We start from the raw sequence: 12,311 nt of genomic DNA on the forward strand, positions 1-12,311 counted from the left end.
CGAAAGCAAGTATCGACCTGTGGCCACAAATTTTCAATGCTTGAAAATGTTCTGTCACATGGTCTGCCACTTGTTGGGGAGTGCCTTCCCCAAACCCTGCTCTAGCTTCGCACCATTGGTGCGAATGCGGCGTGTCGCATTACATAGCCCTCTCCATCCCGGAGCGGGCATTTATCATTTTCACAGGAGGTCGAATATGGCTGAAATGAAAAGTCCGAACGTACACGCAAAGAAGAACCGCAATGACACGCCGCGAAAACGAAAGACACACATCATCAAAGTCAGGGTGACCGCAGAAGAAAAACTGCGGATCGCATACGCCTGCAAAGAACTCCACCTCACCCAGTCCGAACTCGTCCGCCGCGTCCTGTACGGCGTGAACGTCAAGCACACCGTTGTGGTGGCGCAGGGCGGCGAGGATGCACTGGCGGCGCTTGCCGCCTTGTCTGCCCAGTGCAGCAAGGTAGGCAGCAACCTCAACCAGCTTGCACGGCACTTCAACTCCGGCGGCAAAGACACCGAGCAGCTCCGGGCACAGATTCTGGAGGAACTGTCCGCACTCACGAACTTTCGGCTGAAAGCCGAAGAAACGGTTGGTGAACTGTATGGCAACCATCAAGCATTTGACCTCGAAAAACTCTAACTATGCCGCCGCCGAAAGCTATCTCACCTTTCAGCACAACGAATACACCGGTCTACCCATTCTGGACGAGAAGGGCAGACCCAAGCTGCGGGATTCGTACCTGCTCGACACTCTTGAGTGCGGCGAATCCTCGTTCGCTATGGCCTGCCTGATTGCCAATCGCAAGTACGGCAAGAACGGCGGGCGGGAGGACGTGAAGACCCACCATTATATCATCAGCTTCGACCCGAAGGACGCAGTAGAGAACGACCTGACCATGGAGCGGGCGCAAGCCCTTGGCTTGCAGTTCTGCAAGGACAACTTCCCCGGTCATCCCGCCATCGTCTGCACCCACCCGGACGGTCACAACAGTGCCGGGAACATCCACGTCCACATCGTCATCGGCAGCTTGCGCGTCCGCACCGTGGAACGGCAGCCCTTCATGGACAAGCCGTGCGACTGGGAAGCGGGCAAGAAGCACCGCTGCACTTCTGCCATGCTCCGGCACCTCCGTGTCGCAGTCATGGAGATGTGCGAGCAAGCCGACCTGAACCAGATCAACCTGCTGGAAGCCCAAGGCGACCATGTTTCGGAGCGGGAGTATTGGGCGCAGCGGCGCGGACAACGCCGCCTCGACCATGCCAACGCCAAACTTGCCGCCGAAGGGCAGCAGCCCACCCAGACCGTCTACCAGACCGAGCTGGATAAGCTGCGAAAGCAGATCTACGCTGTGCTGAACAAGACCACCACCTTCGAGGAATTTTCTGCATTGCTCATGCAGGAACACGGCATCGCCGTGAAGGAGAGCCGAGGCCGGTTGAGCTACTGCCCACCCGGCCGGACAAAGTTCATCACCGCCAAGAAACTGAGCAAGAAGCTGGAAAAGGAGCAGGTGCTGACCGCCCTCTCCCAGAACATCCAGCTTGCCGTCATCATCCAGCCCGCCTGCGAACAGAAGCCGGATAAGATCAGGAAACTGGTTGACATTCAGGCGAACGTTGCTGCAGGCAAGGGCATCGGCTATGAGCGTTGGGTGAAAAAGTTCAACCTCAAACGCTGGTCGCAGACCCTGTGTCTCCTGCAGGAGAAAAAGCTGCTCAGCGAAGATGCCCTGCACCAGCGCATTGCCGAACTGAAAACCCAGCACGACGATGCACTGGCGGTGGTCAAAGACTTGGATGCCCGCATGGTCTCCCTCAAGGAGCTGCGCGGGCATCTTGTGGTCTATCGGCAGTACAAGCCCCTTGCACAGAAGCTCCAGACGGTGCGGAACCCCGCCAAGTTCAAGGAGCAGCACCGTGCAGAGTTTGCCGTGTACGAGGTCGCTTGCGCCTATTTCAAGGCCAACGGTCTCAGGACGCTGCCGGACCTCAAAAAGCTGGATGCCGAATATCAGACCCTTTCCTCGGAGAAAAACGGGTTCTACACCCGCTACAAGAAAGCGCAGATCGAACTGCGTGAACTCCGCACCGCACAACAGAACGTGGAAGCCTTCTTCCGCAAGGAGGAGCGCAGCCACGCCGTACCGCAGCAGGAGGTCAAATGAACAACACTCTGACGGATCGATGTGTGAATAAACCCAACCTCACCCACGCCCCTCACCGGGCTTCGTCCTTTCGCCTGTACCCCGCCCATTGGGACGGAGGGTAGCACCTCTGTCTTTTCGGACGTAAAGAACGCCATCTCGACCCGGCAGGCAGCGGAGCTATACGGCTTCGCCGTAAACCGGAACGGCATGATGTGCTGTCCCTTCCACGGGGATAAACACCCCAGCATGAAGGTGGACAGCCGTTTCCACTGTTTCGCCTGTCAGGCAGATGGCGATGTGATCGATTTTGTCGGCAGACTTTTTCAACTTTCTCCCTATAAGGCTGTGGAAAAGTTGAAGAACGATTTCGGCATGGCACTTGCCGACGGCAAGGTGCGGCTTGCTCCCCGCAGACCGCCCACCGTCCGGCAGCAGCTGCTGGACTATTACCGCTGTCTGCAGCGTTGGCGGGTCCGATACGCACCGCAGTCACCCACAGAAGAACTTCACCCCTGCTTCCTTGAAGCGATAAAGAACCTTGACATCGTTGAATATTATCTGGACTGTTCGGTGCTCCCGGACCCGCAGACCGAAAACGAGCTACGGAAGTATTGGGAGGGATTGCATGAGCGACTGGAAAAAGAGGAACGACGATTGGCGTGATGAGGACGAACTGGAAGAAGAGGAAGAATGCGAATGCCCTTGGGTAGACAGCAAGGGCAAAGTGCGTGAAACCGCTTACTGCCAATACCTTTTAGAGAAACACCCCATGATGTGCCTGAAACAGAAGCTGTTCGACCAGAACGGCGAGGTAGACGAGGACGCACTGCTCTACGAAGTCCACAGCGACCTCCGTGACTTTGTGCTCGACAACCTTGCCAAGAAGGAAAAGCAGGTTCTGGACGCACTCCGTATCGAAACCTATACCCCTGAATGGAAACCCCAGCTTGACCGCATCCATCTCCAGAACGGAACCTACTTTCTGGACGAGCGGGGCTTTGTGCCGGAAAAGGAACTCTGCCTGAACCGGCTCCCCGTGGAATACCAGCCCGATGCCCCCGCACCGACCAAGTGGCTGGAATTTCTGGACGGTCTGCTCATCCCGGAGGATATTCTGACCTTGCAGGAATACCTTGGCTATCTCCTGATCCCGTCTACCAAGGCGCAGAAGATGCTGGTCATGACCGGCAAGGGCGGCGAAGGTAAGTCCCGCATCGGCTTGCTGCTGAAGAAGCTGTTCGGGGAAGCCTCTCACTCCGAATCCATCCTCCGCATCGAAACGAACCGCTTTGCCAGTGCAAATCTGGAGTATAAGCTGGTCATGGTCGATGACGATCTGAACATGGTGGCTTTGCCCGAAACACGGAACATCAAGTCCATCGTTACCGCTGAAGACCGTTTGTGCATCGAGCGGAAGAACAAGCAGGCTGTCCAAGGCCTGCTGTACGTTCGTTTCATCTGCTTCGGCAATGGCAACCTTGTGGCTGCTCACGATGACAGCGACGGCTTCTGGCGTAGACAGATCCTCATCACGGTGAAAGACCGTGACCCTGCCCGGGTGGATAACCCCTTCCTCATCGAAGAGCTGTCCGAGGAGCGTCCCGGCATTCTGCTGTGGATGCTGGAAGGTCTGCACCGTTTGCTGGCGAACCGCTATCAGTTCACCATCAGCGAGCGCTCCATCCAGAACCTCGAAGCAGCCATGGCGGATAGCGACAACCTGACCCAGTTCATGCAGGCCAGTGCGTATGTCCGCTTCAAGCCCGACACCGAGGAACGCTCCACCTACCTCTACCGCGCCTACACCAAGTGGTGCGAGGATAATCTGGAATCACCTGTTCCGCAAAAGAAGTTCAGCCAGTTCCTGCTGAAAAATGCAGGGAAGTACGGCCTGACCTTTTCCAAGCACATCGAGGGAAAGTATCGCGGCTTCCGGGGCGTATGCGTCCACCCCGCCTTTGCTGCGGCATAAAACACACGAAAAGTGAAATTTTCCCGCCCCACGCGCCCAAAATTAGAAGTTTTTACTTGTTATCGCTGTTTTCTCCGGGCGCGTATCTACCCTTTCCGGGCGGATACAGGGCGGCAGCACACCCTTCGGGGCGGGAGAGAAGGCAAGATGCGCCCCAAAAGGGCGCATACGATTCAGCCATGCGCCCTGTAAAATCAACACAGAAAGGTACTTTTGTGTGGTTTGGGGCGCGTAGGGCGCGTAAATTCAAGTTCTCGCACTTTTTTGGGCTGCTGCTTCGGGTCAGGAGCGGCAGGCCCTTACATATTTACCGGCCCACAGGGTGCAGCTCAACCGGAACTGCGCCGGGTCTGGAGAAGTGCAAAGGAGACATGCCTATGACGAATGTCCGCAAAAATTCCGCTAAACTGACCCGTGAGGACTTGAAAATCGCGCCCGAATCCCCTACAATGAAATTGTCCGAAACCCCTGCCGTAGAACCTTCTGACCAGACCAGCAAAACCGTCCGACACGCCCCGCTTGTCTACCGGGTGGAGGAGATCGCCCAACTGTTGGCGATCTCCAACCGTGCTGCGTACAATCTGTGCAACACCACGAAAGACTTCAAGGTGATCCGCCTCGGTACCAGCATCCGGGTAAGCAAGCAGAGCTTCGACGATTGGTTTGCAGCGGTCTGAGGGAGGGAACATCTATGGCATCTATTCTCAGGCGCGGAGATTCCTACTCCGTTCGTTTCAAATACAAAGACCATGCTGGCCGGATCTGTGAAGGCTGGGAGAGCTTCAAAACCAAGAAGGAAGCGCAAGACCGCAAGATCTCGGTAGAGAAAGAACTCTTGGACGGTACGTTCCTCATACCCGATGCAATGACGGTAGCGGAAATGCTGTACAAGTGGCTCCCCATCCAGTCCAGCAAGCACAAGTGGGCACCCAAAACCTACACCCACACGGTAGCCATGATTCAGAATCTTGTCGTGCCCTATCTTGGCAAGAAACAGATTCAGAAGGTTCAGACGTATGACCTTGAACAGTTCTACGCCACGCTGAGCCGGACACCGCGCGGGCTGTATAAGCAGGGTGTCAAGCAAACGCTCACCGACAAGCAGAAGCGGCAGTTTCTGACGGGTGCTTCCATCCGGGAAGTCCACGCCATGCTCAAGACTGCTTTTTCCTATGCCGTTGAGTGGGGCCTGCTCCTCAAGTCACCGATTCCGAGAGAAGCCCCGAAATCGACCTCGGAAGAACGTGCCATCTGGGACGAAAAGACCATGCTTGCTGCGTTGCAGACCATGACCGACCCTACGCTCCACCTTGCTGTTCATCTGAGCATGATTCTCTCGCTGCGTGTCGGAGAGATCCTTGGCTTGCAACCGGGAGACATCGACTTCGATGCAGCGGATGGACGTGGGACCATCACGGTCGGCAGGAGCTTACAGCGCACCGAAAAGGCTGCACTGGAAAAGACCGACCCGAATCAGATCTACCACATCTTCCCCGACCAGCGTGAGGGCAGCAGCTCCGCACTGGTGCTGAAGAAGCCGAAAACCAAGAAATCCAGCCGTACCCTTTATCTGACGAGACCCTTGAAAGAGGAACTGCTGGCTTGGCTGGAAAAGCTCCGGCAGGATGAGCTTGCCATGGATGGCAGGTATCGCAACTGCGGTCAGCTCTTCCGCCTGCCCAACGGTATGCCTGTTGCCCCGGAAGCCCTTTCTAAATGGTACCGCACTTGGCGTGCAGAGCACCCGGAGTTTGAGAAGATCGTGTTCCACGGTCTGCGCCACTCCAGTGCCACTTACCAGTTGATTGAATCCGGCGGCAACATCAAGGCCGTGCAGGGCAACACCGGTCACGCCACCACCGGCATCCTGATGGACACCTACGCCCACACGCAGGACAAGCCCCGGTTGGAGCTGGCTGAGAAGCTGGAAGCAGACTTCTATTCACAGGACATCGGCTCCCCCAAGTCCGGCTCTGTGCCGGTAAAAGAAAATCTGCCGGACAGCATCCAGATCACCCCGGAAGGGATGCTGAAAGTTGTCCGACAGATGAACCCCGAGCAGCGGCGTGAGTTCACTCGCCTGCTGTTCGCCTGAAAAAAGTATGGAAAAAACGCTCACGATGCACAGAATGCAGACAATGCAAGGAAAAACACGGCTTTCCCGCCGGTGTGCAAAAAGTGTGCAAAAGTGTGCAAAACCCCAGAAAATGAAAAATCCCACGAGGAATCTTGCGATTCTTCGTGGGATTTTGGTGCGCTCGAGGGAACTCGAATCCCTGGCCCTCTGATTAAAAGTCAGATGCTCTACCGGCTGAGCTACGAGCGCATACATTATAAAGCGCAGTATAACACGATACTGCCGAATAATATTACCATACTCCCGGGCAAAAAGCAAGCTTTCTGCACAAAAAACTTTCCCAAAGCCGTCATCGGGCAGATTTTGCCACGAACTGCCCCTTTACAAACCGGGCAAGAACCAGTACAATCAAAGCAGTTCATTACAAAACTGCAACCGACCTGCCGGGCGCACTTCCGCGCCGGGCAAGCCGATCCGATAGGAGGGCTTTTTCCATGAAAATTTCTCGACGGTCCGTACTTCGCTATTCCGGGCTGACGGCGGCGCTGCTGGCGCTCACCGGCTGCTCTGCAAGCCCCGGCAGTGCCATTCTGGGCGGTGACCTGCCCGACTGGATGAAGAGCCTGTTCTGCGGCTCGGCGGCATCCTCTTCCGCTTCTTCTGAGGCCGCTGCATCCTCTGTGGTCGCAGCCGGTGAGGCCGCAGCTGGTGAGGCAGCCGCCTCCTCGGCAGCGGCCAGCGAAGCCGCAAGCTCTGCGTTCAGCCTTCTGCCTGCCTACGACGCTGACCCTCTGACCGGCGAAGCCCGCAGGAGCACCGGCCGGATGGTGGGTGTGATGGTCAACAACATCGCCAACTCCGAAAGGCAGAACGCCCGCCCCCAGCGCGGCATCGGCTCGGCAGACCTGCTCATCGAGAGCAAGGTGGAGGGCGGCATCACCCGCCTGTGTGCCGTGTTCCGGGATGCGGACACCATCCCGGAGGTCGGGCCGCTGCGCTCCGGCCGCGACCAGTTCCTGCAGCTGCTCATGCCCCATCAGGCCCTCTATTACCACGATGGCGAGAGCATTTTCTGCACCCAGTTCATCAATGTATACGATTACTCCGGCCTGAACATCGGCGGCAAGAGTTACTTCAACACGCCGGTCCACCCCCACGTTGCCCACCGTGACAGCCGCGGCCGCAATGTAGCCTACGAACACACCGAGTTCACCTCCGGCAAGGAGATCAAACAGGCAGCCGGTAATGCCGGCATCGGCCTGACCTACGCCAACGAAACGCCTTTCTTCCACTTTGCCGACTACCGCACCGCGGCCTCCAACGACCTTCCCGGTGCCCCTGCGGCCAAAACCATCAGCATCACCCACTCCGAGAGCTACAGGACCCGCCTGACCTACAACAGCTGGGGCCGCAGCTACAAGCTGGAAATGTACAACCGCTCCAAAAAAGCCTATGAGAACACGGTGGACGAGCTGACCGGCAAGCAGCTGACCTTTGACAACGTGGTGGTCTGCTTTGCCGAGATCGCCGCCTATGCGGGCGATTCTCACGATGTCCAGTCGGTCAACTATGTGGCCGGTGGGCAGGCGTACCTCTTCACACGGGGCGGCGTGCAGGTGGGCCGCTGGGAGAAGCCGCATCCCACCCATCCGCTCAAGCTCTACACCGAAACCGGCGAGGAGATGACCCTGAACCGGGGCAGGACCTATCTGGCACTGGTGGACAATGATGAGTGGAGCAATTTCAGCTACTAAATCACCCGCCCTCCGGGGCAGAAGAGGGAAACCGATGAAACGCTTTTGGATGCGCGCTTTGCTCTGTTTTGCGCTCAGCGCCGCACTGCTGACAGGCTGTGCGCTCAGCCCCAGCTCCCAGCCCGCCGAAAGTCCCACTGACCCGCTCACCGGGCAGGAACTTGTCTGGCCAGGCCAGCGGCCGGTCGCCATCACCATTGACAACGCAGCCGCCAGCACCACCCAGTGGGGGCTTTCCACAGCCTCGCTGGTGCTGGAAGCCCTGACCGCACAGCAGCAGGCCACCAGGCTCTGCCTGGTCTACCCTGCCGTGGGGGCCGTGCCGCAGGTCGGGCCTGTTTCTGCCGGGCAGGATCTTTACTGGCGGCTGCTGGTGGGCCAGCAGGTACTGCCGGTGCAGCGGGGCGGCGGACAGTTTGACCAGAACTACCTTGATTACTACTCTCTGCGCGCAGTAGACGCACTGGAGGTGGGCACCAATGCCTTTTCCTGTGAGACCGACTGGCAGAATGTCCCGCTGTGGCATACCAGCGGTGCAGCACTTTCGGGTGTGCTGGGCAGCCTGAACATCTCCCCGGCCTTGACAGAATCCCGCGTCACGGACACCTCTTCCAGCAGCTCCGACAGCGAGAGCGGAGCCCTCCTCTCCGTGCCCAATCTGCTGCCTATGCAGGAAAACGGCAAGCTGCCCGATGCAGATGCTTCGGACGCCATGAGTGTCCGAGTCCAGTTTGATGCGCAGAACGCCACCGGCTTCACCTACGATGCCGACAGCAAAACCTACCGGATGCTCCACGCAGACGGCACACCGCAGCTGGATGCCAACAATGGCCAGCAGACAGATTTCGACAACCTGCTCATTCTGTTCAGTGCATCCACCCTGCGTGACGATGATGTGACGCTGGATTACGACCTAACCATGGGCGGCGGGGTCTGGCTCAACGAAGGCCACCTGTGGAACATCACCTGGACGCAGGGCAGCGAGACCACCTTCTTCCTGTATGATTCCAACGGCCGCCCCCTGACCCTGACGGCAGGCCGCAGCTATCTGGCGCTGGTGTCCAGCCTGACCGGACAGGAGCTCACCGTGCAGAACTCCACCGGGGAAAACCTGTTATAAGCAAAAGAGACAGTCCTGCAATCCAATGCAGAACCGTCTCTTTTTATGCTATGCTATTTACAGATCGACCACGCTGCCCACCTCGGCAAGGGTGGCAGGCACCGCACCCAGATGGACTTCATCGGCATCCCGGCGCACCACAAAATGGACGGTCTGGCCTGCGGCAAAGTCAGGCTGATAGATCAGCTCCAGCGTCTGCCAGTCCGCCGGGGTCTCGCAGAAGCAGTGGAGCATCGCCCCGCGCCCTGCGGAAAGATTCAGGGTAAAGGCAGAGGCATCTGCCGCATTCTCACCGTAGAGGGGAGCTGCAAAGCTGCCCACCCGCACCTGTCTGCCGTCACACAGGGCAGTCAGGCCGGTGCCCAGGCTGTACAGGGCATTCCTGCTGTCCAGCCCACGGCTCTGCAGGTAGCTGGCCCCCACAGCCAGCGGCCGGGCCGAGAGGTTCTCCACCGACAGATAGACCAGCGTGCTGTCCAGCTCCGGGGCCGGTGCATAGCCCAGCAGCTCCACTGCTGCTTTGCCGTCCAGCAGAGCAGGTTCGCCCTCATAGCAGGGGGCCAGAGCCGCGCCCGAAACACCGGTGAGCAGGGCGGCAGCCAGACTGACTGCGCCGGAACCGGCATATTTCAGGAACGAGCGGCGGGACAGGGATTGTGACATCGGGGATTCCTCCTAACGGGAAAATAAGTTCTCTTTATACAATAGTAAATTCCGGGCTTTCTGTCAAGAGATTTGCCCGGAATTTTACCTGTTCTTCCGCGGTTTTACGTGTTTTGGATATTTTCAGGGCGGCGCGGCAAAGATTCTTACTCAAATGCCTCGTTTTCCTCGGCTTCTGCCTGCCCGCGCAGGGTATCGGCGTAGCCAAAGGGCACGATGTCGATGGCCTCCACCAGACGGTCGCGCATCCAGAGCTGCACGTCGGTCTGGACGGTATAGCCGCAGCCGGGGTCGGCCATCCACTGTTCCGGGTGGCGGGAGGGCAGCGCGCGCTGACTCAGCATACTCATGATCACGCCGCCATGGGTCACGCAGGCAGCCTCGGTCACATCCATCCGGATCATATACTCAAACAGCTTGAGCAGGGTCTCGGCGCAGCGGGCGTGGAACTGCTCGGTGGGCTCTGCTCCCTCGGGCACAAAGCCGGAGCCAGGGGTGATCCACTTCTTGAAATCCTCTTCCTTGACCAGATCCTTCACGGGGCGGTTCTCAAACACACCGAAGCCCGCTTCCCGCAGGTCGTGCACTGTGAACTGGTGGCCTGCATTGGGGAACAGAATGTTCGCTGTCTCCACAGCGCGCACCAGCGGGGAGGAGAACACCGTGTCCACCTGCGGATACTCGAACCGCTCCTTCAGCTCCTTCAGCTGGGCGCGTCCCTCATCACACAGGGGGATGTCCGTACCGCTGCCGATGTACAGGCCCTGCAGATTACCGGCCGTCATGCCGTGGCGGATGAGATGAAGTTTGAACGTTTTCATGGAAAAACACCTCTATCTGGCAAAGAGTTCCTCTTTGCTGTAAAATTTCGCACCGGCAGTGGGCATCCTGCCCGGGCCGTGCGCCACAAAATATGCGTTGATTGTCTTTAGTTTAGCATAGATATGGTATCCGGGGCAAGCCTTTTGACAAAAATGACGAAAAACGACGAGAATTTCCGTCACTTTTCTTGCTTTACTTTTTGTTTTCCACTGTGTATAATCAACATGTTGTAAACCAAAACTCAAAGAAGTTCAATTTCCACTACTGAGGAGTCCAAAATCATGGAATTCAACCGTATCATCAAGCTGCTGCGCAAGGAGCGCGGCATCACCCAGAAGCAGGCCGCGGAGGACCTTGGGGTGTCCCAGGCACTGCTCTCCCACTACGAAAAGGGCATCCGCGAGTGCGGCCTGGACTTTGTTGTCCGGGTAGCGGATTACTATAATGTGTCCTGCGATTACCTGCTGGGCCGCTCGGCGGAGCGCAATGGCATGATGCTGAACGCCGATGACCTGCCCAACCCCGATAAGATGAAGGACAACGTCTACCACGGCAGCGTTCTGCCCACCATGAACAAAAAGCTGATCTCCAACAGCCTGAACGTGCTGTATGCCAAGATCGCCGAGTGCCACAGCAAGGCCCTGACCACCGAGGTCAGCACCTATCTGATGATGGCCGTGGCCAAGATGTTCCGCCTGCTCTATTCCGCCGAACCCCACAACGCCCAGAGCCTGTTCAGCGTGGAGGCCCGCCGCTGGCCCGGCTACTCTGATGCCGTGATGCGGATGAGCGAGAGCAATGTGGAGGACCTGCTGGCCGGTGAGGACCTGAACGGTGCCGAGGGCGTGAAAGACCCCTCCTGCCTTGCCATGACCACCGAGAGCCTGACCCGGGAATACCCGCTGTACACCCCCAGCCTGCTGAATCTGGTCAAGACCAGCGAGACCCATGTGCGCGGCCTGGACCCCAACCAGTGAGCTTCTGTGTGAAACTCCTGTTAATTCTGTGCCCAGGGCCTTGCAATTTCCGGTAAAAAATGCTATAAACGAATCAGTGAAGAAAAAGATTTCTGCCATTGATTAAGGAGGCAAGCTTTATGTCGAACAAGATTTCCCGCCGCACCTTCCTCAAGGTCACCGGTGCTTCTGCCGCTGCTCTGGGCGCTGCTGCTGTGCTGGGCGGCTGCCAGGCCGGCGACAACTCTTCCATCGAGGTCAAGGTCGGCGATAAGATCAGCAACTGGAACAATCTGGCGGTCCAGCTGACCAGTGTCTTTACTCTGGCAAGTGCCCCCGATGCCGAGGGCTATGAGTACATTGCCATGCTGATCACCTCTGCAAACCGTTCCAGCCGCGACACCTTTGCCATCGGCGCACAGAACATTCAGGAGATCGGCGAGGCCTATCCTCTGGATACCCCGGAGCAGATCGCAGCCAACACTGCCGGTTACTTCCACGCTCTGTCCGCTTCCACCACCGACTTCTCCTTCACCTGCGACGGTCAGGCAACCGAGGGCGGCGCTTATGTCCAGCTGTACGACAGCACCACCGAGAGCTTTACCACGGCCTCTGCCATTCCCCCGCAGGGTGCAGGCTACATTGAGCTGGTCTGCATGGTGCCCACCACCTGGCAGCAGATCGGTGTGACCTACACCCCGACCTTTGTTTCCGGCAAGACCCTGAACTTTACCATCAACGCCTCTGACCTGACCAAAGCCTGATCAAGCAGGACGAAATTTCGTATGATTTGCACG

The 12,311-nt window shown here is 57.8% G+C and carries 12 protein-coding genes and 1 tRNA gene; 10 read left to right on the plus strand and 3 right to left on the minus strand.

The window, feature by feature from the left end:
- Positions 1-196: 196 nt before the first annotated feature.
- The 6 genes from mobC to P0G09_RS08030 all read left to right on the plus strand — a co-directional run bounded on the left by mobC (position 197) and on the right by P0G09_RS08030 (position 6,217).
- The gene (gene mobC, locus P0G09_RS08005; RefSeq protein WP_117535524.1) at positions 197-643 is read left to right on the plus strand and encodes a plasmid mobilization relaxosome protein MobC; all 447 of its coding nucleotides are present in this window, start codon (positions 197-199) and stop codon (positions 641-643) included.
- A complete protein-coding gene (locus P0G09_RS08010) occupies positions 606-2,168 on the plus strand; it encodes a relaxase/mobilization nuclease domain-containing protein (RefSeq protein ID WP_275252395.1) in 1,563 nt (520 codons plus the stop codon). Before mobC ends, P0G09_RS08010 begins: the two co-directional genes overlap by 38 nt.
- Before the next feature lie 192 nt (positions 2,169-2,360).
- Positions 2,361-2,813 carry a CHC2 zinc finger domain-containing protein gene (locus tag P0G09_RS08015; protein ID WP_256266048.1) on the plus strand — a complete coding sequence of 151 codons (453 nt, stop codon included), beginning with the start codon at positions 2,361-2,363 and terminating at the stop codon, positions 2,811-2,813.
- On the plus strand, positions 2,776-4,122 hold the full coding sequence (locus P0G09_RS08020; protein ID WP_005928977.1) for a phage/plasmid primase, P4 family: 1,347 nt from the start codon (positions 2,776-2,778) through the stop codon (positions 4,120-4,122). The genes P0G09_RS08015 and P0G09_RS08020 overlap by 38 nt, the downstream gene beginning before the upstream one ends.
- 371 nt (positions 4,123-4,493) lie before the next feature.
- A complete protein-coding gene (locus P0G09_RS08025; protein WP_006735272.1) occupies positions 4,494-4,799 on the plus strand; it encodes a helix-turn-helix domain-containing protein in 306 nt (101 codons plus the stop codon).
- Between the two features lie 14 nt (positions 4,800-4,813).
- Positions 4,814-6,217, plus strand: coding sequence for a site-specific integrase (locus P0G09_RS08030; RefSeq protein WP_117530134.1), 1,404 nt, complete (start codon positions 4,814-4,816; stop codon positions 6,215-6,217).
- A gap of 155 nt (positions 6,218-6,372) precedes the next feature.
- Here P0G09_RS08030 and P0G09_RS08035 read toward each other — a convergent pair.
- Positions 6,373-6,448: transfer RNA gene (locus tag P0G09_RS08035), tRNA-Lys, on the minus strand.
- A 245-nt stretch (positions 6,449-6,693) separates the two neighbouring features.
- Between P0G09_RS08035 and P0G09_RS08040 the strand changes: the two genes are divergently transcribed.
- A complete protein-coding gene (locus tag P0G09_RS08040) occupies positions 6,694-7,953 on the plus strand; it encodes a DUF3048 domain-containing protein (RefSeq protein WP_275252396.1) in 1,260 nt (419 codons plus the stop codon).
- Between the two features lie 34 nt (positions 7,954-7,987).
- Positions 7,988-9,073, plus strand: coding sequence for a DUF3048 C-terminal domain-containing protein (locus P0G09_RS08045; protein ID WP_275252397.1), 1,086 nt, complete (start codon positions 7,988-7,990; stop codon positions 9,071-9,073).
- Positions 9,074-9,130: 57 nt separating this feature from the next.
- Here P0G09_RS08045 and P0G09_RS08050 read toward each other — a convergent pair whose 3' ends face one another.
- Together P0G09_RS08050 and P0G09_RS08055 are read right to left on the minus strand one after the other, a co-directional pair.
- Entirely contained in the window at positions 9,131-9,736 is a 606-nt protein-coding gene (locus P0G09_RS08050; protein WP_097770080.1) for a twin-arginine translocation signal domain-containing protein, read from the minus strand.
- Between the two features lie 146 nt (positions 9,737-9,882).
- Positions 9,883-10,557 (minus strand): histidine phosphatase family protein, encoded by a 675-nt coding sequence (locus tag P0G09_RS08055; RefSeq protein WP_005929611.1) that lies wholly within the window; start codon positions 10,555-10,557, stop codon positions 9,883-9,885.
- A 282-nt stretch (positions 10,558-10,839) separates the two neighbouring features.
- On the opposite strand from P0G09_RS08055, the gene P0G09_RS08060 reads away from it, so the two are divergent.
- Both P0G09_RS08060 and P0G09_RS08065 read left to right on the plus strand, forming a co-directional pair.
- The gene (locus P0G09_RS08060; RefSeq protein ID WP_005929618.1) at positions 10,840-11,535 is read left to right on the plus strand and encodes a helix-turn-helix transcriptional regulator; all 696 of its coding nucleotides are present in this window, start codon (positions 10,840-10,842) and stop codon (positions 11,533-11,535) included.
- Between the two features lie 119 nt (positions 11,536-11,654).
- Positions 11,655-12,278 (plus strand): twin-arginine translocation signal domain-containing protein, encoded by a 624-nt coding sequence (locus P0G09_RS08065; RefSeq protein WP_275252398.1) that lies wholly within the window; start codon positions 11,655-11,657, stop codon positions 12,276-12,278.
- Positions 12,279-12,311 lie beyond the last annotated feature (33 nt).

The organism is Faecalibacterium sp. DFI.5.82 (genome assembly GCF_029076575.1).
GTDB lineage: Bacteria > Bacillota > Clostridia > Oscillospirales > Ruminococcaceae > Faecalibacterium > Faecalibacterium duncaniae.

Bases quoted from the DNA above. Each gene is read 5' to 3' on its own strand.
- mobC (WP_117535524.1), top strand. From the start codon at position 197: ATGGCTGAAATGAAAAGTCCGAACGTACACGCAAAGAAGAACCGCAAT.
- P0G09_RS08010 (WP_275252395.1), top strand. From the start codon at position 606: ATGGCAACCATCAAGCATTTGACCTCGAAAAACTCTAACTATGCCGCC.
- P0G09_RS08015 (WP_256266048.1), top strand. From the start codon at position 2,361: ATGTGCTGTCCCTTCCACGGGGATAAACACCCCAGCATGAAGGTGGAC.
- P0G09_RS08020 (WP_005928977.1), top strand. From the start codon at position 2,776: ATGAGCGACTGGAAAAAGAGGAACGACGATTGGCGTGATGAGGACGAA.
- P0G09_RS08025 (WP_006735272.1), top strand. From the start codon at position 4,494: ATGCCTATGACGAATGTCCGCAAAAATTCCGCTAAACTGACCCGTGAG.
- P0G09_RS08030 (WP_117530134.1), top strand. From the start codon at position 4,814: ATGGCATCTATTCTCAGGCGCGGAGATTCCTACTCCGTTCGTTTCAAA.
- P0G09_RS08040 (WP_275252396.1), top strand. From the start codon at position 6,694: ATGAAAATTTCTCGACGGTCCGTACTTCGCTATTCCGGGCTGACGGCG.
- P0G09_RS08045 (WP_275252397.1), top strand. From the start codon at position 7,988: ATGAAACGCTTTTGGATGCGCGCTTTGCTCTGTTTTGCGCTCAGCGCC.
- P0G09_RS08050 (WP_097770080.1), bottom strand. From the start codon at position 9,736: ATGTCACAATCCCTGTCCCGCCGCTCGTTCCTGAAATATGCCGGTTCC.
- P0G09_RS08055 (WP_005929611.1), bottom strand. From the start codon at position 10,557: ATGAAAACGTTCAAACTTCATCTCATCCGCCACGGCATGACGGCCGGT.
- P0G09_RS08060 (WP_005929618.1), top strand. From the start codon at position 10,840: ATGGAATTCAACCGTATCATCAAGCTGCTGCGCAAGGAGCGCGGCATC.
- P0G09_RS08065 (WP_275252398.1), top strand. From the start codon at position 11,655: ATGTCGAACAAGATTTCCCGCCGCACCTTCCTCAAGGTCACCGGTGCT.